20 protein-coding genes are annotated in these 22527 nt (G+C 65.4%); 7 read left to right on the top strand and 13 right to left on the bottom strand.

The features are described from left to right. Nucleotides 1–8: 8 nt before the first annotated feature. From UC34_RS05095 to UC34_RS05080, 4 genes are all read right to left on the bottom strand, one after another. Nucleotides 9–1163: an LLM class flavin-dependent oxidoreductase gene (locus UC34_RS05095; RefSeq protein WP_084070373.1), complete on the bottom strand. Its 1155-nt coding sequence runs from the start codon at nucleotides 1161–1163 to the stop codon at nucleotides 9–11. Between the two features lie 43 nt (nucleotides 1164–1206). Further along, complete coding sequence (locus UC34_RS05090; protein WP_044454417.1) at nucleotides 1207–2718, bottom strand: aldehyde dehydrogenase; 1512 nt, start codon at nucleotides 2716–2718, stop codon at nucleotides 1207–1209. A 15-nt stretch (nucleotides 2719–2733) separates the two neighbouring features. Continuing rightward, nucleotides 2734–3747, bottom strand: coding sequence for a flavin reductase (locus UC34_RS05085; protein ID WP_044454415.1), 1014 nt, complete (start codon nucleotides 3745–3747; stop codon nucleotides 2734–2736). A 93-nt stretch (nucleotides 3748–3840) separates the two neighbouring features. Beyond that, nucleotides 3841–5784 (bottom strand): helix-turn-helix domain-containing protein, encoded by a 1944-nt coding sequence (locus tag UC34_RS05080; protein WP_084070371.1) that lies wholly within the window; start codon nucleotides 5782–5784, stop codon nucleotides 3841–3843. 255 nt (nucleotides 5785–6039) lie between these two features. Here UC34_RS05080 and UC34_RS05075 point away from each other — a divergent pair, with 255 nt between their 5' ends. From UC34_RS05075 to UC34_RS05040, 7 genes are all read left to right on the top strand, one after another. Further along, complete coding sequence (locus UC34_RS05075) at nucleotides 6040–6654, top strand: amino acid synthesis family protein (RefSeq protein ID WP_044454413.1); 615 nt, start codon at nucleotides 6040–6042, stop codon at nucleotides 6652–6654. Nucleotides 6655–6666: 12 nt separating this feature from the next. Further along, on the top strand, nucleotides 6667–7611 hold the full coding sequence (locus tag UC34_RS05070) for a 2-hydroxyacid dehydrogenase (protein ID WP_044454412.1): 945 nt from the start codon (nucleotides 6667–6669) through the stop codon (nucleotides 7609–7611). 258 nt (nucleotides 7612–7869) lie between these two features. Beyond that, nucleotides 7870–8349: an Lrp/AsnC family transcriptional regulator gene (locus UC34_RS05060; RefSeq protein ID WP_044454408.1), complete on the top strand. Its 480-nt coding sequence runs from the start codon at nucleotides 7870–7872 to the stop codon at nucleotides 8347–8349. A 183-nt stretch (nucleotides 8350–8532) separates the two neighbouring features. Continuing rightward, complete coding sequence (locus UC34_RS05055; protein WP_044454407.1) at nucleotides 8533–10008, top strand: NAD-dependent succinate-semialdehyde dehydrogenase; 1476 nt, start codon at nucleotides 8533–8535, stop codon at nucleotides 10006–10008. Between the two features lie 94 nt (nucleotides 10009–10102). After that, on the top strand, nucleotides 10103–11488 hold the full coding sequence (locus tag UC34_RS05050; protein WP_044454405.1) for an aspartate aminotransferase family protein: 1386 nt from the start codon (nucleotides 10103–10105) through the stop codon (nucleotides 11486–11488). Nucleotides 11489–11698: 210 nt separating this feature from the next. Beyond that, nucleotides 11699–13078 carry an aspartate aminotransferase family protein gene (locus tag UC34_RS05045; protein WP_044457765.1) on the top strand — a complete coding sequence of 460 codons (1380 nt, stop codon included), beginning with the start codon at nucleotides 11699–11701 and terminating at the stop codon, nucleotides 13076–13078. Nucleotides 13079–13147: 69 nt separating this feature from the next. Next, nucleotides 13148–14620 carry an NAD-dependent succinate-semialdehyde dehydrogenase gene (locus UC34_RS05040; protein WP_044454403.1) on the top strand — a complete coding sequence of 491 codons (1473 nt, stop codon included), beginning with the start codon at nucleotides 13148–13150 and terminating at the stop codon, nucleotides 14618–14620. A gap of 16 nt (nucleotides 14621–14636) precedes the next feature. Here the strand turns inward: UC34_RS05040 and UC34_RS25320 are convergent, their stop codons facing one another. The 9 genes from UC34_RS25320 to UC34_RS04995 all read right to left on the bottom strand — a co-directional run bounded on the left by UC34_RS25320 (nucleotide 14637) and on the right by UC34_RS04995 (nucleotide 22239). After that, nucleotides 14637–15023, bottom strand: coding sequence for a hypothetical protein (locus UC34_RS25320; RefSeq protein ID WP_157123032.1), 387 nt, complete (start codon nucleotides 15021–15023; stop codon nucleotides 14637–14639). A 429-nt stretch (nucleotides 15024–15452) separates the two neighbouring features. Further along, complete coding sequence (gene speB, locus UC34_RS05030) at nucleotides 15453–16406, bottom strand: agmatinase (protein ID WP_084070370.1); 954 nt, start codon at nucleotides 16404–16406, stop codon at nucleotides 15453–15455. Between the two features lie 13 nt (nucleotides 16407–16419). Beyond that, nucleotides 16420–17043, bottom strand: a complete 624-nt coding sequence (locus tag UC34_RS05025; protein WP_084070368.1) for a cupin domain-containing protein — start codon at nucleotides 17041–17043, stop codon at nucleotides 16420–16422. A 45-nt stretch (nucleotides 17044–17088) separates the two neighbouring features. Then, on the bottom strand, nucleotides 17089–17796 hold the full coding sequence (locus UC34_RS05020) for a DUF1989 domain-containing protein (RefSeq protein WP_044454397.1): 708 nt from the start codon (nucleotides 17794–17796) through the stop codon (nucleotides 17089–17091). Nucleotides 17797–17813: 17 nt separating this feature from the next. Beyond that, on the bottom strand, nucleotides 17814–19073 hold the full coding sequence (locus UC34_RS05015; protein ID WP_044457763.1) for a M20 family metallo-hydrolase: 1260 nt from the start codon (nucleotides 19071–19073) through the stop codon (nucleotides 17814–17816). Nucleotides 19074–19123: 50 nt separating this feature from the next. Further along, entirely contained in the window at nucleotides 19124–19981 is an 858-nt protein-coding gene (locus UC34_RS05010; protein WP_044454396.1) for an amino acid ABC transporter ATP-binding protein, read from the bottom strand. Between the two features lie 6 nt (nucleotides 19982–19987). Beyond that, a complete protein-coding gene (locus UC34_RS05005) occupies nucleotides 19988–20644 on the bottom strand; it encodes an amino acid ABC transporter permease (RefSeq protein WP_237165239.1) in 657 nt (218 codons plus the stop codon). Between the two features lie 16 nt (nucleotides 20645–20660). Further along, entirely contained in the window at nucleotides 20661–21347 is a 687-nt protein-coding gene (locus tag UC34_RS05000; protein WP_237165238.1) for an amino acid ABC transporter permease, read from the bottom strand. Nucleotides 21348–21372: 25 nt separating this feature from the next. Then, nucleotides 21373–22239, bottom strand: a complete 867-nt coding sequence (locus UC34_RS04995) for a transporter substrate-binding domain-containing protein (protein WP_044454394.1) — start codon at nucleotides 22237–22239, stop codon at nucleotides 21373–21375. Between the last annotated feature and the right edge of the window lie 288 nt (nucleotides 22240–22527).

Genomic DNA, 22527 nt, shown 5'->3' with positions numbered 1-22527 from the left:
CGCATAGGTCAGCGGCCCGCCGATGCGAACGCTGCCGGGCGCACCGCCGACTCGGCCTGCTTAGCCACCGCCCCCGCCGCCCCCGCCGCCGCCGTACTCGCCTGCCCGGTGCGTTGCGCTTCGCGCGCTGCGAAATGCGGCATGACTTCATCGATGAACAGGCGCAGCGTCTTCACTTGCAACTCGAACGGCAGGTTGAACGACAGGCCGAGACAGAACTGATCGACGCCCTGTGCCTCGTAGATTTCGAGCTTGCGCACGATCTCGTCCGGCGTGCCGAACATCAGGTTTTCGCGAATCGCCGCCGGATCGTAATTCGCCCGACCGACGACCGCCTCGTACGGCACGGCTTCCGGGAAGCCATTGTTGACGGTGCCGATGTTTTGCATCAGGTTCTCGAACGTGCGACCGAAGTCCACGCTGTGGCGCACCGCGACTTCCCAGTCCTGCGCCCGGTCGTACACGCAGGTGCGACGCAGCATCATGAAGCGCGGACGCGCACGCTCCGGATGGTCGGCCACCGCCTTGCGGAACTTCTCGCCCAGCACCGCGACTTCGGATACGGGTGCGGCGAGCGGCGTGGACAGAATGTTGGCCCCCACGCCAACCGCCCAGTCGAAGCTCCCCGGGTCCCGCGTGGCCACCCAGATCGGCGGATGCGGTTGTTGCAGCGGCTTGGGCACCGACGTGGCGAGGGGGAATTTCCAGTAGTGCCCGTCATGCGCATAGTCGCCCTCCCACAGCTTCTTCACCGCCGGGACCAGCTCCTTCATGTAAGCCACACCCTCTTGCTGCGGAATGCCCCCGGCCATACGGTCGAACTCATACTGATACGCGCCGCGTGCGATGCCGAACTCCAGGCGCCCGCCCGTGAGGTGATCGCACATGGCCGCCTCGCCGGCCAGTCGAATCGGCGACCAGTAGGGCGCCACGATGGTGGCCGTACCCAAGCGGATCTGTTCGGTGTGCTGCGAGAGCCACGTGAGGGTAATGAACGGGTTCGGCGAGATGGTGCATTCGATCGTGTGGTGCTCGGCGGTCCACAGCGTCTCGAACCCGCCCTCGTCGGCGATGCGCGCGAGGTGCAGCATGTTGCGCACGGCGTCGCTCATCGTGTCCTGCGGCGAGAAACGCTCCATGCTGAGCGAAACGGAGAATTTCATGGGTAGATCTCCCGTGAGTTTTTCGTTGGTGTTGTGGACTCGATCAGCGCAGACGGATCACGAACGGATCCTGCATTGCCCCCGAGTAATCGATCACGACGTTCTTCAGACGCGAGAACTCGCGCATCACCTCGAAGCCGCCGCGACGGCCATAGCCGCTGTGTTTGGTACCGCCATTGGCGGACATGTACGCCGCCGAGCGGTAGGTGTTGATCCAGACGGTCCCCGCCTCCACGTCGCGCGCGAAGCGCATGGCGCGGTCGATGTCGCGGGTCCAGATGCCGGCGGCCAGGCCGTACTCGGTGGCGTTCGCCAGTGCCATGAGTTCGGCCTCGTCGGAAAACGGCATGACGCCGACCACGGGACCAAAGATCTCTTCCTGCATGAAGCGCATTTCGTTACGCGCCTGCGTCATGACGGTCGGCTCGTAATACCAGCCGCCGGCAAGGTCGTCGCGCGCCGGGCGCTGGCCGCCGGCGGCCACGCGCGCGCCTTCCTGAATGCCGGACGCGACGTAACCCTCGACCTTGTCCAGCTGTGCGGCCAGCGCCAGCGGGCCGATGTCGGTGTCTTCGTGCGCCGGGTGCCCCACGCGCACACGACGCGTGCGCTCGACCAGCGCCTCGACGAAACGCTCGTAGACGGACGCCTCGACGAAGCAACGCGAACCCGCCACGCATGTCTGGCCGGCGGCGGCAAACACGCCCGAGACCACGCCGTTCACGGCGCGCTCGATGTCCACGTCGCCGAACACCACGTGCGGCGACTTGCCGCCGAGTTCCATCTGGCACGGCACGAGGTTCTGCGCGGCGTTGCCCGCGATCTTTCGTCCCGTTACCGTGCTGCCGGTGAAGACGTATTTGGCGATGCCGGGGTGACGCGTCAGCGCGTCACCGGTCGTCACGCCGTCGCCCGTCACCACGTTGACGACGCCCGGCGGAATGCCGGCTTCGATCACCAGTTCGGCGAGCGCGAGAGTGGAGGCCGTGGCGTGCTCCGACGGCTTGACCACAATGGTGTTGCCGATCGCAAGACACGGGGCGAGCGTGCCGGTGAGCATCATCAGCGGCGAATTCCACGGAATGATCATGCCAACCACCCCGATCGGTTCACGCGTGTTGAAGTTCAGCGTGTCGAGCTTGTTGACGGGGATGGTGTCGCCTTGCAGCTTGTCCGCCATGCCCGCGAAATACGAATACGAATCGGGAATCGCGCGCATCTGCGCCCGCATTTCCTTGAGCAGCTTGCCGTTGTCGCGGCACTCGATGGCGGCGAGCGCTTCCGCGTTGGCAAGCACCAGTTCACCGAGCTTGCGCACCAGCTTACCGCGCTCGGTCTGCGTCATGCGCCGCCATGCGGGGTTCACGAGCGCCGCCTGCGCCGAGCGCACGGCACGGTCGACGTCGCGCGCGTCGGCTTGCGCGAACTCGTACCAGGCGCGGCCGGTCGTCGGGTCGTAGCTCGGAACGTATTCGTTGCTGTGCGGCGCGGTGAACTGTCCGTCAATAAACAACTGCTGGCGCGAGCCTTCCAGCGTTTGTACCGTCGTATGCATCGATTGACTCCAGGGTCAGACTTGGGAGAGTTGGGTCCACGGCTGCGCGTCGCTCACCATTGCAATGCGCCCGCCGTCGTGGGAATCCATGTAGATGCCGAAATGGCCACCGGCCGTCTCGCGCACGTAGCGGCGCACCATCGAGCGAATCTCGCGTGAGGCGATGTCGTCGTAGGGCAGTTGATCGAACGGGAAGAACCGGAAATTCGGCGGGAGTTCGTCCTGCGAGAGCGGTTGTGCGAGTCGCGCCCGGTACATCAGATAGCCGGGATCGTTCTCTGCGGTGTCGAACACCGAATAGAGGAAGGTGTCGTGCGGCACCAGCGCCAGTTCGCCGCCACCGGCGAGCGGCAGGCGCCCGTTGGCGAGCCGGCGCGGCGCGCTGGGCAGCACCCAGCCCCCCTTGCCGTCCTGCGCGAGCAACAGGCTGCCGTTGGCGTCGATCAGATAGCCGACGATCATGTCGTGCGAGGACAGCCAGCCCGGCGGCAGCGGATCTTTCACCTGCGCGTAGCGGCCGCGGCAGAAGCCAAGGGGCGCCGCCGGACTCGTGCCGAATGCCTGAATCTGACCGATCAGGATGAGGTGATCGCCGGCGTCCACGCGGTTATGGACAGTGCAGTCGAACCACGTCAGACAGTCGGTCAGAACCGGCGCGCCGGTATGGACCACGTCATGCCCGAGGGTCGTGAATTTGTCGGCCGACTTCGATGCAAACAGGTTCGACACTTCGGTCTGACCGTCATGCAGCAGATTGACGGCGAAGTGCGCCGTGCTCTGAAATACCGGATAACTCGCCGCGCTTTTGCCGATGCATACGAGCAACAGGGGCGGATCGAGCGAGACGGACGTGAAGGAGTTGGCGGTCATGCCGCGCGCACGACCCGCTTCGTCGCGCGTCGTGACGACGGTCACGCCCGTCACGAAGGTGCCGAGCGCGCGGCGCAGCGCCACCGGGTCGATCGCGGAAATCGCACTTGCGCCGGCAGCAGGCGTCGGCGTCTGGATCTGTTGGGCGACAGCTTGCATGTCGTTCACCTCGAAACGTCATTACGTTGAGGTCAACGATAGGCGAGGACTTTTTTGTCAGCTTCCGTCGAATCGCAGGAGAAGCAACATCATTTACTCTCGATTGCGCGGGAGGGTTTTCATGGAGGCGCTCGCCGCGCGCCCGCCAGCACGCAGGTGCGACGCGGCAGGCATCGTGGCTTTGGCATTCGCCGCTTCGCCTGACGATGACCGCCCCGATGCGTTGGGGACCGCCCCCTTCGTCAGCGTATGCAGGTGGATCGCCAGCTCCACCGCAAAACGACGCTCGGGGGCCTCCACGTCGATCCCGAACAGTTCCTGGATGCGCGCCAGACGATAGCGCAGCGTCGTGACGTGCAGGCCCATCGCGTCGGCGCACGGCTGACTGCGGCAACCGGAGCGCAGATATTCGGCCAGCGTCTCCAGATAAGGCGATCCCGACTGCCGGTCGTGCTCGACGAGCTTGCCGATCGTGCCGTCCACAAAACCATGGACGTCGGAGGAATCGGCAGCGCCCATGAGCATCGGCAACGGGCCAAGCCCCGGCATGTCGAGCGGACCGCTGCGCCCGAACTTGCGCGCCACGCGGATCATGCGCCAGCAACGCTCCCACTCGCGCGCGAGTGGCTCCAGTCCTTCGCACACGTCGCTCATGACCACGATGGACTCACGACCCAGTGACCTCGCCAGCGCTTCGCTCATGCGCCGGGCAAGACGCGCGAGCATAGCGTCGTCTGCGGCGCCGTCCTGCGGCACGAGACAGACCAGACCGCCGCCGACCGTCACGATATGCATCGGCACGTTCAACTGACGGGCGAGCAATTCGACCGTGCTGTGACTTTCGAGCGACAGATGCCCGGCCGCGCGCCCCGCGTCTGCATTCGTTCGCTGATCGGGATAATCGACGACCATCATGCGCAGCGGCGCGTCGAGCGCCACGCCCAGACGGCGCGCGCGGCTGAGCACGTCGTCCTCGTCTCGCCAGCGGCGCTCCACGATCTCGAAGAACAGTTCGGTGAGCGTGCGCGTCTCGAAGCGAAATCGCACGACGCTACGCATGAGCTGAACGCTCAGCGCGAAGCGCGCACTTTCGAGCAGTAGCTGCTGGAGATCGCTCAGGGCGTCGTCGCCGAACGTGAGTAGCGCGCCGACGAGATCGTCGTCGACCATGAGCGGTTCGATCCACGCGCCAACGGTGGCCTGGGCTGACGGCCTACCAAGCGGTATGTCGAGTCGCGTCTGGCGGTAGCGTTGCAGCGCGTCGCGCACGGTCGCACCGAGTTCTCGCCCCTGTGCGCCCGAGAGCCAGCGCATCCACGCCGCATCGTCCATCGCGGAGGGAACGGGCGAGGCGGATGCGTGCCATTGATTGGCAAGGAAGTCGATGACCAGCACGGGGCGCCCGATCAGATCGCCCAGCGACGACGTCAACTGATCGAGCGAGCCGCCGGCGAGCACGTCGCCCAGCAACGTGCGCTGGGCTTCGAGCGTGCGTTGCAAACGCTCGTGCGCCATGACCTGCGCACGCTGTCGATGCGCGCGCTCGACGGCGATCGCACCGAGATGCACGACCGTCGCCATGAAGGTCAGGTCGTCGTCGCCGACATCGCGCACCTTGCGCGAGGCGACCGTGAGCACCATGGGCCGCCCTTGCGTATCGCGCGACGCCATCGGCAGCACGAGCACGGTGCGATAGCCGCGCTCCTGCGCTTCGCGCCGGTAACCGGGGAATTGCGTGCTTTGCAGTGCGTCGCGAATGTAGACGGGTTCGTTGGTCTGCAAGGCGATGAGCGACGGACTGGTCGCCAGTTCCCAACGGTCCTCGACATGCTGCGGCAGCATGCTCGTCTCGAAACGCGTGATCACGAGCCCGTAGCCGTGCGCGAGATCGATGCTCATGACCGAGCCCAGATCCCATCCCCCTTGCTGCACCGCGCCACGCACGAGATCGCGAAACAGCGCTTCGATGTCTTCGTCGTTGCTGATCTGACTGGCGACATGGCGCAACGCCATGAGCCGTTGGTGATGTTCCGGCATCGCTTGTCTCCTTGCCTGCCAAAAAATCTACACCAAAGCGTCGGAAGAAAAAAAAGATCTTCCGACGTTCCGACGGAAGACCCGCCCCTTTCGGCGCCCTAGCATGGGTCACATCGGCAAGCCACGAACCAGTCGCGAGCGTTTGCCAGCTATTCCCGAAGCGCGCCGAGTCGTCTCGGCGCGCAGCCTTCGACCCCTCTCGCAGTTGTCGCGGCGAGAGACGGCATCGCTATTGCAGCGCAACAGGAGACACCCGTGAAACAAGAGCTTCGCAAGATCGCAACCTTCGTCGAGACCACCTACCGCGAAGGCGGCAAGGCCGCCGAGACGCCCGTCACAACGGTCGTCGTCGCTGCCGTGATTCGCAATCCGTGGGCCGGGCAAGGTTTCGTGGAGAATCTGCGCCCGGAAATCCTTCGTCTTGCGCCGGCGCTCGGCGCGCTCATGACGCAACGTCTGGTCGAACTCATGCCCGGCGAGCGTGTGCAGGCCTATGGCAAAGCCGCTGTCGTGGGCACGAACGGCGAAATCGAACATGCCTCGGCCATCATCCACACCCTGCGCTTCGGCAATCTGTTCCGCAGCGCGGTGAACGGCACGGCGTTCCTGCCGTTCACGAACACGCGCGTCGGCCCGGGCACGCTGGTGTCGGTGCCGATGATTCACAAGTCGGAGACGGGCAAGCGCTCGCACTTCATCACGGCAACGTTCCAGATGACGGACGCCCCCGCCGCCGACGAAATCCTGCTGGCGATCGGCGCGTCCGACGGCGGGCGCGTGCATCCGCGTATCGCCGACCGGTTCCAGGACATGGAAGAGATGGCCAGCGATGCGGCCGGCGCCGCTGCCCCCGCCGTCCCGAATCACTAGGCGAGCGTCACGATGCCGCCCGTCATTGCCTTCCTGAGCCGGATGTCGCCGGACTATCAGCGTCCGTACCTCGACGCGCTGCGCAAGGCGCTGCCCGGCGAGACCATCGCGCCGCTGGCCGAGTTGTCCGCGTTGCAGCGCGAGCAGGTGCGCGTGGCCGTCGTCGCGAACCCGGATCCGGCAGACGTGGCCGCGTTGCCCGGCCTGCTGTGGATCCAGAGTCTGTGGGCGGGCGTGGAATCGCTCGTCGCCGCCCTTGGGCCCGAAAGTCCACCGATCATGCGACTGATCGACCCCGAGATGTCGCGCACCATGGCCGAAGCGGTGCTCGCGTGGACTTACTACCTGCAACGGGACATGCCCCGCTATGCGCGTGCGCAAACGCAACGGGTGTGGGCGCAACACCCCTATCGGAAGCCATCGCGAACGAGTGTCGGATTGCTCGGTCTGGGCGAGCTCGGGCAAGTCGCCGCTGCGCGACTGCGCGACGCCGGGTTCGTCGTGCGCGGGTGGCGCCGCTCGCCGAAAACGCTCGATGGCATCGAAACCCTTTCCGGCGACGACGGGCTGAACGCCCTGCTCGCCGCGAGCGACATCGTCATCAGTCTGATGCCGCTGACGGCGCAAACGAGAGGGATGCTCAATGCCGAGCGTCTCGGTCGCATGAAAGCGGGCGCCTCGCTCATCAATTTCTCGCGCGGCCCGATCGTCGTTACGAGCGCCCTGCTCGACGCGCTCGACGGCAACCACCTCTCACATGCCGTGCTGGACGTTTTCGACGTCGAACCGCTGCCGGTCGATTCGCCCCTGTGGCGTCATCCACAGATCACCGTACTGCCGCACATCTCCGCCCCCACGGATCACGAGACGGCTGCGCAGGTGATCGCCGGGAACCTTCGCGAGTTTCGCGAAACCGGTCGCATTCCGGGCAACGTCGACCTGACGCGGGGCTACTGACCATGCATCGCGACCAGGACATGCCCGTGATGGCGCCGCGCGCTTACCCCAGCGTCGATTTCCATCAGGACGGCGTGCAACACGGCTTTCTGAAGATTGCGCACTCGCACGACACCAGCGCCTGGGGCGCCGTCATGGTGCCGATCACGGTGATCCGGCGTGGCGAGGGTCCCGTCGCCTTGCTGACCGGCGGCAACCTGAACCGCGCTTTCCCGGGGCGCGTCCCCGCTGCATCGCCCCTTTCTGAAGCATTCCGCCATGGTGAAACTCGACCGTTTCGACCTCGCCATCCTTCGCGTGCTGGCCCGCGAAGGTCGCATTACCAAATCGCGTCTGGCCGAGCTGATTCACTTGACCGTCTCCCCCACGTGGGAGCGCGTGCAGCGTCTCGAGGCGGCGGGCGTCATTCGTGGCTATCGTGCCGACATCGACTGGAGCGGCGTGGTTCAGGTCAGTCGCATCGTGGTCGAGATCACGCTGGCGCGTCATACCGCGCATGACATGCAGCGCTTCGAGAGCCGCCTGCGTGAAGCCCCGGAGGTCGTGCAATGCCATGCCACGGGCGGTGGCGTCGACTACATCGTGCATGTGCTCGCGCGCGACATCGATCATTACCAGCGTTTCATCGACGACCTGTTGATGGCCGACTTCGGCATCGAGCGCTACTTCACGTACATCGTCACCAAGGTCGTCAAAGATCAGCGGGACGCGGCGCCCGACTGGGTCGATGCCGACTGATCGCCGCGGACCATAACAAGACACGCCAAACTACGGCTGGCCACGACTGACGCAATCTTTCCCGTCGCGCACTCGTCATTCGAAAGAAAGCGCAAATCCGCCCTCGCCGAACAGAAAAAACACCGGGCCGCCGCCCCCCACAATCTCTGCATGACGAACGACCGCCATGTCAGGAGATTGCCGATGTTGCTCGACCACCCGGTGCTGTTCAAATCGCTTTGCTACATCGACGGACGCTGGACGCATAGCGACGACGCCGCCTCTATGGCCGTCGTCGACCCGTCCGATCAATCGACGCTCGGCCACGTCCCGATGCTCACGCGCGAGCAGATTCGCACGGCGGTCGATGCCGCCGAGCGTGCCTTTTCGACATGGCGCTGGACCTCTGCCGAACAGCGCTGTGCAGCCTTGCTGCGCTGGCACGTCCTGATCCGGCAGCACGCCGACGATCTCGCGACGCTGCTCGCTCGCGAGCAGGGAAAGCCACTGCATGAAGCGCGCGGCGAGATCGCCTACGGCGCGTCGTTCGTCGAGTGGTACGCCCACGAGGCGCGCCGTCTCGACGGGCGCACGATCACGTCTCACATCGATGGCGCGCAGTTGGGGACCGTGCGCGAGCCGGTCGGCGTCGCCGCACTCATCACGCCGTGGAATTTCCCTTGCGCGATGATCACGCGCAAAGCCGCTGCCGCATTGGCCGCCGGTTGCGCCGTCGTGGTAAAGCCTGCACACGAAACACCATTCAGCGCGCTGGCGCTCGCCCAGCTGGCCGACGAAGCCGGACTGCCGCCGGGGCTCTTCAACGTGGTGCTGGGCGAGCCGGACATGGCGATGCGCACGCTCGTCGGCGACCCTCGCGTGCGTGCCGTGAGCTTCACGGGGTCGACGCGCGTGGGGCAATTGGTGGCGCAGGCCGCCGCCGCGAGCGGCATCAAGAAGCTGGCGCTAGAACTCGGCGGCAACGCGCCCTTCATCGTGCTCGACGATGTGGATCTCGACGACGCCGTGCGCATCGCCGTGGCCGCGAAGTTCCAGAGCTCCGGACAGGACTGCTGTGCAGCCAACCGGATCTTCGTCGCACGCGCTCGCTACGGCGCGTTCGTCGATCGCTACACGCAGGCAGTCGCACAATTGCGCGTGGGACCGGCGTTCGCCGACAACGTCGATGTCGGCCCTCTCATGCATCAGGCGGCGTTCGACGCCACGCTCGCTCGTGTGGACGACGCTTGCCGAAAGGGCGCCCAGATTACCGTGGGCGGCGAGCCGCATGCGCTGGGCGGCTGGTTCTACTGCCCGACTGTCGTGGCCGACGCTGCGCCCGGCATGCGCGTCTACGACGAAGAGAACTTCGGTCCGGTGTCCGCCGTGTGCGCGTTCGACTCGCTCGACGAGGTCGTCGCGCGGGCCAATGACACAGAGTACGGCCTCGCGGCTTATGTCTGCGCCCGCCGGGTCGACGAGATCTTTTCCCTCGTGCGACGCCTGGACTTCGCGATGGTGAGCGTGAACGGCGTGAAGTTCACCGGCGCGCCGATCCCGTTCGGCGGCATGAAGGCCTCGGGCCTGGGTCGCGAAGGCGGCAGCGACGGGTTCGAACCGTTTACCGAAACCAAATACTTCTGCCTGGGCAATCTCGGCATTCCCGTGCATCGGGCATGACTGTCCGCGCGTTGGGTGTCCCGATCGCTCAACGCTTTATCGCCACATCGCCATAGCGCTTCGCCTTCCCTTCATCGCCATTAAGGAGACATTCATGACCGCTTCGACCGACCAGCAGTTCGCGCAGGACCGCGCGCACTTCATGCACCCGTCCACACACGCCGCCGACCACGCGAGCGGCGCGCTGCCGGGCAAGATCATCCGTACCGCGCAGGGCATGCGCATCGAAGATCACGAAGGCCGCCGTTATCTCGACGCTTTCGCAGGCCTGTACTGCGTGAATATCGGCTACGGTCGCACGGAAGTGGCCGACGCCATCCACAAGCAGGCGTCCTCGCTTGCCTACTACCACACGTATGTCGGCCACTCGACCGATGCCATCATCGAGTTGTCCCGGCGAATCATCGACTGGTCGCCAGCGGGCATGAAAAAGGTCTACTACGGGCTGTCCGGCTCCGATGCCAACGAAACCCAGATCAAGATCGTCTGGTACTACAACAACGTGCTCGGACGTCCGCAAAAGAAGAAGATCATCTCGCGCGAGCGCGGTTATCACGGCTCCGGTATCGTCACGGGCAGCCTGACCGGGTTGCCAAGCTTCCATCAGCACTTCGACCTGCCGCTCGAGCGCGTGCATCACACGCTTTGCCCGCACTGGTACCGGAAGGCGCCCCCCGGCATGACCGAGCAGGCCTTCGTCGCGCATTGCGTGGAGGCCCTGGAGATGCTCATTGCCCGCGAAGGCGCAGACACGATCGCCGCCTTCATCGGGGAACCGGTCATGGGCACCGGCGGCATCATCGCCCCGCCCGCTGGCTACTGGGACGCGATCCAGGCCGTGCTGCGGCGTCACGACATCCTGCTCATCGCGGACGAAGTCGTGTGTGGTTTCGGCCGTCTCGGCTCGCCGATGGGCTCCCAGCATTACGGCATGACGCCGGACCTCATCACCATCGCCAAGGGACTGACGAGCGCCTATGCGCCGCTGTCCGGCGTCATCGTGAGCGAGCGCGTGTGGGACGTGATCGAGCGCGGTTCGCGCGAATATGGTCCGATGGGGCACGGCTGGACGTACTCCGGACATCCGATCTGCGCGGCAGCGGCACTTGCCAATCTCGACATTCTGGAGCGCGAGCATCTGACCCGAAACGCGGCGGACGTTGGCCAGTACTTCGGCGAGAAGCTGCACGCAGCGTTCGACGCGCATCCGCTCGTGGGCGAGGTGCGCAGTGTCGGCATGCTCGCGGCCATCGAGTTCATGGCCGACGGCGCGGCGCGTGTGCCGTTCGACGCCGCCATGAAGGTCGGTCCGCGCGTGTCGGCCGCCGCGCTCTCGCGCGGCATGATCGCGCGCGCCATGCCGCACGGCGACATTCTCGGCTTCGCCCCGCCGCTCGTCGCCACGCGCGCCGACGTCGACGAGATGGTGAGTATTGCCCGCGCCGCGGTGGACGACGTGGCCGGGCAAGTCCTGCGCTAAAACTCGCCGCGCGTGAGCGGCGCCGCCGGCGTGCGTCCCCACGAGACACAGCACACGGCGCATGCCGTCTCCGTCGGTTCGTAGGATGACCCCGAATTTCGACACGTCTTAAATGAAAGGGCTGACACGATGGCCCGCGCGCGACATGCAACCCACCATGCGCGGCGGGCCACGACGCCATTTCCCAATCGCTCCGACGAGGTGCCGCACATGTCCGACGAATCGCTGATCGAAGCCGATCGCCAATACCTGATCCACCCGGTTGCCGACTACCGCGCGCACGAGGCACAGGGCGCCACGGTGCTCACCAGCGGCAACGGCGCGTGGCTGCACGACGCCAATGGCAACGCGCTGCTCGACGGCTTCGCCGGGCTGTGGTGCGTCAACACCGGATACGGACAGCCGTCGATCGTCAAAGCGGCGACGGAACAGTTGAACCGCCTGCCGTATGCGACAGGCTATTTCGGCTTTGCGTCGGCGCCGGCGATCCTGCTTGCGCAAAAACTGGTCGAATTGACGCCTCCCTCGTTGCAGCACGTCTACTTCACGCTGGGCGGCTCGGACGCGGTCGACGCCGCCGTGCGGTTCATCACGCACTACTTCAACGCCATCGGCAAACCTGAGAAGAAGCATTTCATCGCGCTTGAGCGCGGGTATCACGGCTCCTCCTCCACCGGCGCCGGACTCACCGCACTGCCCGCCTTTCATCGCAACTTCGATCTGCCGCTGCCGACGCAACATCACATCCCGTCGCCCTACCCGTACCGCAGCGCTACGCCCGACGATCCACAGGCGATCATCGCCGCCTCGGTCGCCGCGCTCGAAGCGAAGGTCGGCGAGCTGGGCGCAGCGCACGTCGCGGCGTTCTTCTGCGAACCGGTGCAAGGTTCCGGCGGCGTGATCGTTCCGCCCAAGGGCTGGCTGCGCGCCATGCGCGAGGCCTGCAAGCGGCTCGACATTCTGTTCGTTGCCGACGAGGTCATCACCGGCTTCGGGCGTACCGGACCGATGTTCGCCTGCGAGGCGGAAGACGTCGCCCCCGACCTGATGACCCTCGCCAAGGGGTTGACCGCGGGCTACGCGCCCATGGGCGCCGTGCTGATGTCCGACGCCATTTACCAGGCGATTGCCGACGCAGCGAAGGGTGCGCCGGTCGGGCACGGACAGACGTATTCGGCGCATCCGGTGAGCGCTGCGATCGGACTCGCCTGCCTGAAGCTGTATGACGAGGGCGGTTTGCTGGCCAACGCGCAGGCGCACGCCAAGACGTTTGCCGACGGGCTCGACGCGCTGCTCGATCACCCGTTGGTCGGCGACTCGCGCCATCGCGGTTTGCTCGGCGCGCTCGAACTCGTGGCCGACAAAACGACACGTCAGCGCTTCGATCCGTCGCTCAAACTCCATGAGCGTATCGGCGCAGCAGCGTATCGCAATGGTGTGATCTTTCGCGCGTTCGGCGACAACATTCTCGGGTTTGCACCGGCCTTGTGTTTCAGCGCGGAAGAATTCGCGGAACTGTTTGCCCGGGTGCGTGCGACGCTCGATGACGTCCTCGACGCGGCCGACGTGCGCGCGGCGCTTCGCGGTTGATCTCGGCCCCCCTCCATCCCTTGTCCCTCATCCCTCATTCACCTGGCCCCCTGCACCGGAGATCGCCGTATGTCGCTTTGCCTGTCACGCCCCGACCTGATACGCCATCAGAACCTGATCAACGGCGAATGGACCGATGCCCACGACGCGGGCCGCTATCGCGTGCACAACCCGGCTAACGACGCCGTGCTCGCCGAGGTGCCTGACAGCGCTGCCGTCGACGCGCGTGCCGCGACCGACGCGGCCAGCCGTGCGCTCCCCGCATGGCGCGACAGGCTGCCGCGCGAGCGTGCCGAAGTGCTCAGGCGCTGGCATGCGCTCATCCTCGCGAACGCGGATGATCTCGGCAAGCTCATCTCGCTGGAACAGGGCAAGCCACTTGCCGAAGGGCGTGGCGAAGTGGCGTATGGCGCCTCGTATGTGGACTGGTTCGCGAGCGAGGCGACGCGCGTGTACGGCGACATCATTCCGCAGCAACACCCCGGCAAGCGCATGACGGCAGTCAAGGAGCCCGTCGGCGTGGTCGCAGCCATCACGCCGTGGAACTTCCCGCTTGCGATGATCGCGCGCAAGATCGCGCCGGCGTTGGCCGTCGGGTGCACCGTGGTCGCCAAACCCGCCGAGGACACGCCGCTCACCGCGCTCGCGCTGGCGGCCCTTGCTGTCGAGGCCGGCGTGCCGCCGGGCGTGCTCAACGTGATTACGGCCTCGCGCACTCGAGGCATCGATGCCGTTGCCGACTGGCTCGCCGACGCGCGCGTGCGCAAAGTGACGTTCACCGGATCGACGGCCGTCGGCATGCATCTCGCCCGCGAATCGGCGGGCACGCTCAAGAAACTCTCGCTGGAACTTGGCGGCAATGCCCCGTTCATCGTGTTCGACGACGCGGATCTGGCGTCTGCCGCGACGGGATTGATGGCGTCGAAGTTCCGTAACGGCGGACAGACTTGCGTCTGCCCGAATCGCGTGTACGTGCAGGCAGGAGTGTACGACGCCTTTGCCGAGTTGCTTGCCCGGCGGGTGGCGGCATTGCACGTCGCCCCGGCCAGCGACGCGAACGCGCAGATCGGGCCGATGATCAACCGCCGCGCGGTGGAGAAGATCGAACGTCATGTCGTCGATGCGATGTCGCAGGGTGCGCGCGCGCTGACCGGCGGTGCGCCGCTGCCGTCGCTCGGTGCGCATTACTTCGCGCCGACGGTGCTCACCGAGGTGACCGACAGCATGCTCGTGAGTCAGGAGGAAACGTTCGGGCCGGTCGTGCCGCTGTTTCGCTTCGAGACGGAGGACGACGTCATCCGGCGCGCGAACGACACGCCGTTCGGGTTGGCGGCCTACTTCTACACGCAGGACATGCGACGCGCGCAGCGCGTGGCGCGTCGTCTCGAAGCGGGCGTAATCGGGATGAACGAAGGCGCCGTCTCGAGCGAGGCGGCGCCGTTCGGCGGCGTGAAAGCCTCCGGCTATGGACGGGAAGGTTCGAAGTACGGCCTAGACGATTACCTGTCGATCAAGTACGTCTGCCAGGGCGATCTGGATTGAGCGTCGCCGCTTGGGGTCACGTGCCGATGCCGTACCGGTGAATCAGCTCGGCCACGCGCGCCTTGTCTGCGTCGGGAATACGCTCCATGCCGACGAATGCCCAGAACTCTTCCACTGCGGCGTTGCCCTCGACGCCGTCGGCCAGCACGCAGGCCAACGCGTCCGCCCGGTCACGCGGCGGCAGGATATCGAGGCTCAGCACCAGGGCATCCATCACACGTTGCTTGCGGCTGCCCTTGAAAAACCGTTCGCTGATGTCGGCGATGAATTGCGCCCACGCCTCGGACCCGCTCCCCGCCTTCGCCGCCGCGCGCCATTGACCGATCAGCGCGGGGGTCTGCTTCAGCGGCTCGCGGAAGAAGGCGAAGTCCGCTGCGGGCGCGGGCGCGTCGGAGGCGAACAAACGTCGTGCCGCCAGAATCGGCAAGCGCCGATGGGGCGCTGTCTGGCGTACCGGCTCCCCGATGACCGCCGTTGCGATCGGGCGACTGCCGCCGTGCCGAAGTCTGACCGTCGCGATGTCCGCGCGAAAGCACTCGTGCATACGCGCGTGCCGCGGCTGCGGCGTAGGTGGGGTGAAGGGCGTCGTCGGTACGGCACCGAGCGTCGTCGTGCTCACAGGATGCATGGCTGGCCTCCATCGGGGAAAGAAGCTCGCATCCTGACAGCGCCGCGCCGACTGACTTTGCGATAAGGTCGGGCGGCTACCGCTTCCGACGACGTGCGTGCGCGCCGAACCCGGGCGCGAAGGCGTGTTGCCCCCGAGCGAGCGTCGCGGGATCGCGCGCGCCGGGTTCGTCGTCGGATCGTCAGATAAGCGGCAATGCGCCGGCTATGCGTGTCGTGTTCGCGAAAGATGGCTGGCGAACAGGCACAGCATTTCGTACATCAGCGTGGCGCCTGCGAGCGCGGTATTGCCCCCGACGTCGTAAGGCGGCGATACCTCCACTACGTCTCCGCCCGCCCACGCGATGCCATCGAGCCCGCGCAGCAGCGCCAGCAGCTCGCGCGTGGTGAGCCCGCCAATCTCCGGCGTGCCGGTGCCGGGCGCGTAAACGGGGTCGAGCGCATCGACGTCCAGCGAGAGGTATACCGGCCCGTCGCCAACGACTTCTCTGGCGAATGCGGCCACGGCGGCCGGCCCCATCGTCTCGAACGCTTCGATGAACACCACGCGCATGCCCTGCGCCTGTGAATAGCGCCAGCCCTCGTCGGAGCCCTGCGCACCGCGAATACCGATCTGGATCGAGCGATGCGGATCGATCAGCCCGGCCTCGATGGCTCGCCTGAAGGGCGCGCCGTGCGTGAATTTCGATCCCTTGAACGTATCCCACGTGTCGGTGTGGGCGTCGATGTGTACGAGCCCCACAGGCTTCGTCGGGCGCATCGCCTGCAACACCGGGTAAGTAATCGAGTGGTCGCCTCCGGCAATCAGCGGCAGCTTGCCGGCAGCAAACAACGGCGCGAAGAATTGCCGGATGTCGGCGTGGGCCAATTCGACGTCGTAAAGGTTCGAGAACGGTACGTCGCCCACATCGCCGATCCGGCACACGTCGAACGGGTTGAAGCGAGTCACATGATGAATGGGCCGCGTCATCGTCGACATGTTGCGAATTTCGCGCGGACCGAAGCGTGCCCCCGGGCGCGCCGTCACCCCGCCGTCGTAGGGCACGCCGGCCAGCGCGATGTCGAGCGTGCGCCAATCCTGGACGAATGGCACGCGCATGAACGTGGGAATGCCGGCAAAGCGCGGCAGTTGCATCTGCGATACATCGGTGCCTGACACGATGAATGCACTCCTAAAAGGTCGGCGGCGTGTTGATCCAGAGCACGCGGGTCACGGTCTTGCCCGGATTGCGATAGCTGTGCGGCAAGGTACTCGGGAAGTGGAACGAATCCCCGGCGCTCAACACGTGACATGCGTCGCCGAGCATCAGTTCGAGCGTGCCCTCGATCACGTATCCCAACTCCTCGCCGATGTGAGATATCTGCTCGTCGCTGCTCGTATTGGGCTCGATGACGTGGATATCCCCTTGCAGCAATTGCCCCGGGCCCGGCACCACCACGCGCTCGAGCATGATCGATCCGCGATTGCGTTTGGTCGGAAAGCGGACCACCGGGCGCTGATCGCTGCGATGCACCGGCGACGATGTGAGATCGGGGCCGGAGACCAGCTCGCCAATGTTCGTGTCGAGCGCACCGGCAATGCGGTGCAACGTTGCCAGCGACGGGGTTGCATTGGCGCGCTCCACCTTCGAGAGCAAGCTCTCGGAGCATCCGGCGAGTTCGGCCAGTGCCTTGAGCGTGAGTTGCCGCACGAGACGCGCATGCTTGATGCGCAGCCCCAGCGAATCGTCGGCGCCCGGCGCGCCGGCCGTCTTGCGGCCGGCAGCAGGGGGTGAGGCGGATTGACGTTTAGCCACCGTGATTTATCGAATAGGGATGAAGGGTCGAAGATCGGCGGGAAATCAGGCCAGCACCGTGAACTCGACTTCCACCGGGTTCAGGGCGTTGATCGGAATAATATCTTGCGGGCAAGCCGACATCACCACCACGCAGTCCATTACCGCACGAATGTCCACATAGTCGCCCGCCTTCGATACAGGCGGCAGCCAGTCGATCGAGTAATCCGGCTTGACGGGAATGTTCATCCAAAGATTGAACGGCTGCGGCACTTCGCGTGCGCGCAGGCCAATGGCCTTGAGCGCGAGACGCATGTTGTCGGCGCAGTTGTCGTGATACCCCTCCACACCGAGATTGCGGTAGCGATACAGGTCACACGCGGCGATGAGCGTGTCGTGCACCCCTGGCGACGTGTCCGCAACGAGTTCCGCTATCGGCCGGCGCTGGTTTGTCACGAGCGCATCGCCTGCATGCGGAATCACCTTGTCGAGATAGGCGCGCGTGTGCTCGAACGACAGAAACTCGTTGAGGTGCGCGGCGTTGAAGATCCACGTGTCGCAGACCTGCGTGCCGTGGGGATTCGCGATGCGGATCGTCTGACCTGCGCTGACGCGAACCGCACGGCCGCTGCGGGCGGGAACGGTGTAGGTCTTCCCCAACTCGGGCGTACCGTCAGGGGAGATCGGTTCCGTGAGCGTGGCGTTCTCACCCAGCGCATTGCCATTGTCGGGCGAGTGCGAGTGCGTGTGATCGAGCGGGTGGCTGTGCGACATGGTTGGGTAACTCCTGTTCAGAAGGGATGACTGAGTGTCGTGAGGCAGTGTGCGAGCGCACGGGCGCCCAGCACGAGATGTGCGTCGTCCGTCGCCTCGGCCGGGTTGTGGCTGATACCACCGCGACTGGGAACGAACAACATTGCCGTCGGGCAATGCCGGGCGAGATACATGGCGTCGTGAAAGGCGCCCGACGTCAGGTGTGGCGTGTCGCCAGCGACTGACAGGCACGCCTGTTCGACGTGCTTGATGACATCCGCATGAAAGGCGACCGGCGCGTGCTGGAACAGCGAGCGCATCGATACGCCGTTGCGCGCGACGCACTGCGCGAGCCCTTCGTCGAAACGCATGAGCACCGTCGGATCGGGATGACGAAAATCGACGGAGAACGTGACTTCCGAGGCAATGGTATTGATCGCATTCGGTGTGACCGACCAGCGGCCGAACGTGACACGGGTGTGCTCGCCGCCGAGCGAGAACGCCAGATGCTCCAGTTCGGCCCGCACGGCGCAGGCGAGTGTCATGGCATCTCGCCTTGCGGCCATCGGCGTAGTGCCCGCATGCGCGGCCTGCCCTTCGCAAGTGACGTCGTACCAGCGCACGCCCTGAATTCCATCGACGATGCCCAGCGGCGCGCCCGCCATTTCCAGCAATGGCCCCTGCTCGATATGCAGTTCGACGAAAGCGCGCATCGGCGCGCCCAGCGCGCGCGTCGCAAGCCCCGGCAAGGCGCGGGCATGGGTGTCAATGGCGTGTGCCAGCGGCACGCCCGCCGTGTCGCTGGCAGATAAGTACTGCGTCAGCCGGTCGGGTTCGACGTAGGCGCTCGATCCCATGGCGCCCGGCTGAAAGCGCGTGCCCTCCTCGTTGGTCCACACGACCACCTCCACCGGATAGTGCGTGCGGATGTCGAGCGCGGCGAGCGTTGCCAGGACTTCCAGCCCGGCGAGCACGCCGTAGCAGCCGTCGAGCTTGCCGCCCGTCGGCTGTGTGTCGGCGTGACTGCCCGTAACCACCGGCGGTACATCGTGTAACCCGGGACGGCGAAAGGACAAGTTGGCGCATGCGTCGACATACACCTCGCACCCCAGCGCTTTCGCGCGTGCGACGAGCCAGGTGCGTGCTTCGAGATCCACCGGGCTCAATGCCGGACGATCGACGCCACCGTCGGCACGCGCACCGAACGACGCCAATGTCTCGATGCTGTCGAGCAAACGCGCCGGATCGATATGCGCAGCGACCCGCGCGGCAATCTCGCAGGTGACGTCGTGCGCAATATCGAGGCCGACATCGAGAGCATTCGCGCTTTCGCGATGGTGAGAACCTCTCACGGTCGAACCTCCGCCAGCCGCATGGCGGGCGCCGCCACTGACGCATCGCCCGTCGGCAACGCTTCGCTGCCGGGCAAGCTGCGCTCGAACCATGGCTTGAGGAACTGTTGCAGACGAGGCGAGCGCGACTGGCCGAACAACTGGGCGGGCGGGCCGGACTCTACGACGCGCCCCGCCTCCATGAACACGATACGGTCGGAAATTTTGGCGGCGAAGCTCATTTCGTGCGTGACCATCACCATCGTCATGCCCTCCTGGGCGAGACTGCGAATGACGTTGAGCACCTCTTCGACCAGTTCCGGGTCGAGCGCGGACGTCGGCTCGTCGAGCAACATCACCTCCGGCTCGATCGCCAGCGCCCGCGCGATGCCCACCCGTTGTTGCTGGCCCCCGCTTAGCCGCGACGGGTACACGTCGGCCTTGTGATCCATGCCCACGCGACGCAATGCCTCCATTGCTTTCGCATGCGCGTCGCGCTTGCCGATTTTCTTCGACAGCACCAGGGGGGCCGCAACGTTCTGCGCCACCGTCATGTGCGGCCAGAGATTGAACTGCTGGAACACCATGGCGACAGGCCGCCGGACTTCGGCGATAGCGGTGTCGCTGTCACGATCACGCTCGCTGCGCCCGGCCGAGTGATAACCCAATAGCTGGCCCTTGATCCACACTTCTCCTTCGTCGTAAGCCTCGAGAAAGTTCATGCATCGCAGCAGCGTCGTTTTGCCTGAACCGGAGGGACCGATCAGGGTGACGATCTCGCCGCGCGCGATATCGAGATCGATGCCTTGCAGCACACGTAAGTCGCCATAGGACTTGCCGACGCCGCGTAACGAGAGAATCGGGAGTTGGCTCATGCACGCCTACCGTAGAAAAGAGAGGGAACGCCGAACCCGGCGCGCGATCCACGCCACTGACTGCGTCAGCAACCAGTAACCGGCGATGAGCAGCGCATAGGGCGCCACGTAGGTATAGGTAGAAGACACGATGTCGCTGGCCGTCATCGTCAGTTCGGGCACCGTGATGATGGAAGCGACCGCGCTTTCCTTGATGACGAGAATCCACTGATTGGCCAGCAGCGGCAGCGCAAAGGCGAAGGCTTGCGGGCATTCGATGGCGCGAAACACGGCCCAGCGTCCGATGCCGAAGGCTCGCGCCGCCTCCTGCTGACCTCGCGCGACGCTGCTCCAGCTCGCGCGGAAAATCTCAGCGAAGTAGGCCGTCGCGTAGACGGCCAGCGACACGACGGTTGCCTCGACGGCGTCGAGCGTGACACCGAGCGCCGGCAGGCCGAAGTACACGATCATCAGTTGCGAAAGATACGGCGTGCCGCGAATGAGCCACACGAACAACCGATAGGGCAGTCCAAGCGCGCGCGCAAAGCGCAGGCGCAGCGCGTTGAGCACAAAGCCGCCCGTCATGCCCAGCATCGCCGCCATCGCGCTCACCTCCAGCGTGACGAGCATGGCCGCGAGATAGCGTGGGATGAGCGGCAGCATCGCCGCAATGGCATCATTCACGATCGAGCACTCCCCTTTAGCTGCGGCGCGCCATGCGGCGTGCCCAGGCGGCGCCGGCGACCGATACCAGCGACGTGATGACCAGATAGCCCAGCGCGCCCATCGAATACACCTCCAGCGGACGATAGGTCGCGGACGCCAGCTGCTGGCCCACGCGCGTGAGATCCGTCACCGTAATGACCGACACCACCGCGGACGCCTTCACGACATCGATCACCTCCGAGACGAGCGCAGGCGAGGTCAGCGCAGCGACCTGCGGCACCTCGATGCGCCAGAGCGTCTGCGAGCGCGTGAGATTGAACGTCCGCGCCGCTTCGATCTGCCCGGCAGGAATGGCGCGAAAGCCCGCCCCCAGGATCTGCGACTGATACGCGGCGGTGTTCAGCGCCAGGCCGATCACCGCGGCCATACTGCCCGGCCATGACAAGCCCATCGCGGACGGAATGAAGTAGCACACCAGCAACTGCGCGAGCACCGGCGTGCCGCGCACGATGCTGATGTAGGCGCGCGCAACGCGCGAGGCGACGCGCCCGCCCCCGCTTTCCACGAGATACAGAAACACGCCGCCGAAGAAGCCGAACACTACGGCAAGCGCCGAGATCCACAGCGTGGTCAGCGCGCCATCGAGCATCTGCGGCAAATAGCCGAGACATCGGGCAACGAGATCGGGTGCGAGTGCGGGCGCGTTCATGGTGTCGGACATGGCGAGGGGCGGCGCGTTTGCGGCGTTACATCGTGGGTTCGGGCACAGCGTCTGCCGGCACGTCCATCGTCGAGCCGAACCACTTCTGCTGGAGCTGCTTCATCGTGCCGTCGCGATTGGCGCGGGCGATGCCGTCGCTGAACAGTTTGACCAGCGAGGCACTGTCGGCGTCCTTGCGTCCCACCCAAGCGAAGTAAGTCTTCGGACCGATGGTTTGCGCCAGGATCGTGAATACACCGGGACGCGCCTTCATCAGCGGGCCGAGATTGGCGACCGATTGCGCCACGGCGTCGATACGGCCGACGGCGAGATCGGCATAGGCTTCGTCGAACGCGACATATTGTTTGATCTGCTTGATGCCCGGCCCGCCGTCCGCCTTGAGCTTCTTGTCGAGCGCGACGAGTGCCTGGAGTTGGGCCGAACCGGTTTGCGAGCCGACGGTCTTGCCGTTCAGATCGCCTGGCGCGGCGATGGCCTTGTCGCCCGCGCGCACGAGCACGCCGGTCGTGGCGTCGGCCACCGGGACGGTGAATGCAAAGTGGCTTGCGCGGTCCTTGTTGATGGTGACAGCGGTCACCACGATGTCGAAGCGCTTCGCGTCGAGTCCGGGCAACAGTCCCTGGAACGGCAGATCGAGTTGCTTGACCTTGACATCGGGAAGCGCTTTGAGGACGTACTGCATGAGGTCGGCGTCATAGCCGACGATCTTGCCGTTCTCGACCGACTCGAACGGCGCATACCGCGCTTCCGTGGCAATCGTGATTTCCTTGTTCGCCTTGATCCGCGCGAGCAGATCGGCGGTTTGCGCCCACCCCGAGGTGGCCGTGAGTAGCGCCACCGAGCCGGACAGCGTCGCCACCAGCGTACGAATGAGAGAGAAAGACTTTTGCATGATGCTCCTTGTCAGGCCGATGCTGCCGAAGGTTGGCTTTAAGAAATAAACATGAAACACATTCAAGTCACTTGAATACGTGTCAATTAGCATGAAGCGTGCCAACGCTCGGGACGACAAGTGAAAAGGCCCACCGGCATTGGGGGATGCCCGAAAGGAATGGGGAAAGTCGGGTGCGAGCCGGTACGCTGATGCGTCTCGACCGGGTGCGTGCGTGCACCGCACGCGTGCGCCGCGCACCGAAAGCGAGAACGCCGGGCGGCGCGAAGGCGGAAAGTGAGGAGGAAA

Source organism: Pandoraea vervacti (assembly GCF_000934605.2).
GTDB classification, from domain to species: Bacteria; Pseudomonadota; Gammaproteobacteria; order Burkholderiales; family Burkholderiaceae; genus Pandoraea; species Pandoraea vervacti.
Note: the sequence above shows the minus strand (reverse complement) of the source record. Positions and strands in the feature narration are given on the sequence as shown.

Excerpts from the sequence above, each read along its gene's own strand:
- UC34_RS05095 (WP_084070373.1), bottom strand. The coding sequence starts at position 1,163 with ATGAAATTCTCCGTTTCGCTCAGCATGGAGCGTTTCTCGCCGCAGGAC.
- UC34_RS05090 (WP_044454417.1), bottom strand. The coding sequence starts at position 2,718 with ATGCATACGACGGTACAAACGCTGGAAGGCTCGCGCCAGCAGTTGTTT.
- UC34_RS05085 (WP_044454415.1), bottom strand. The coding sequence starts at position 3,747 with ATGCAAGCTGTCGCCCAACAGATCCAGACGCCGACGCCTGCTGCCGGC.
- UC34_RS05080 (WP_084070371.1), bottom strand. The coding sequence starts at position 5,784 with ATGCCGGAACATCACCAACGGCTCATGGCGTTGCGCCATGTCGCCAGT.
- UC34_RS05070 (WP_044454412.1), top strand. The coding sequence starts at position 6,667 with ATGCCGCCCGTCATTGCCTTCCTGAGCCGGATGTCGCCGGACTATCAG.
- UC34_RS05060 (WP_044454408.1), top strand. The coding sequence starts at position 7,870 with ATGGTGAAACTCGACCGTTTCGACCTCGCCATCCTTCGCGTGCTGGCC.
- UC34_RS05055 (WP_044454407.1), top strand. The coding sequence starts at position 8,533 with ATGTTGCTCGACCACCCGGTGCTGTTCAAATCGCTTTGCTACATCGAC.
- UC34_RS05050 (WP_044454405.1), top strand. The coding sequence starts at position 10,103 with ATGACCGCTTCGACCGACCAGCAGTTCGCGCAGGACCGCGCGCACTTC.
- UC34_RS05045 (WP_044457765.1), top strand. The coding sequence starts at position 11,699 with ATGTCCGACGAATCGCTGATCGAAGCCGATCGCCAATACCTGATCCAC.
- UC34_RS05040 (WP_044454403.1), top strand. The coding sequence starts at position 13,148 with ATGTCGCTTTGCCTGTCACGCCCCGACCTGATACGCCATCAGAACCTG.
- UC34_RS05020 (WP_044454397.1), bottom strand. The coding sequence starts at position 17,796 with ATGTCGCACAGCCACCCGCTCGATCACACGCACTCGCACTCGCCCGAC.
- UC34_RS05010 (WP_044454396.1), bottom strand. The coding sequence starts at position 19,981 with ATGAGCCAACTCCCGATTCTCTCGTTACGCGGCGTCGGCAAGTCCTAT.
- UC34_RS05000 (WP_237165238.1), bottom strand. The coding sequence starts at position 21,347 with ATGTCCGACACCATGAACGCGCCCGCACTCGCACCCGATCTCGTTGCC.
- UC34_RS04995 (WP_044454394.1), bottom strand. The coding sequence starts at position 22,239 with ATGCAAAAGTCTTTCTCTCTCATTCGTACGCTGGTGGCGACGCTGTCC.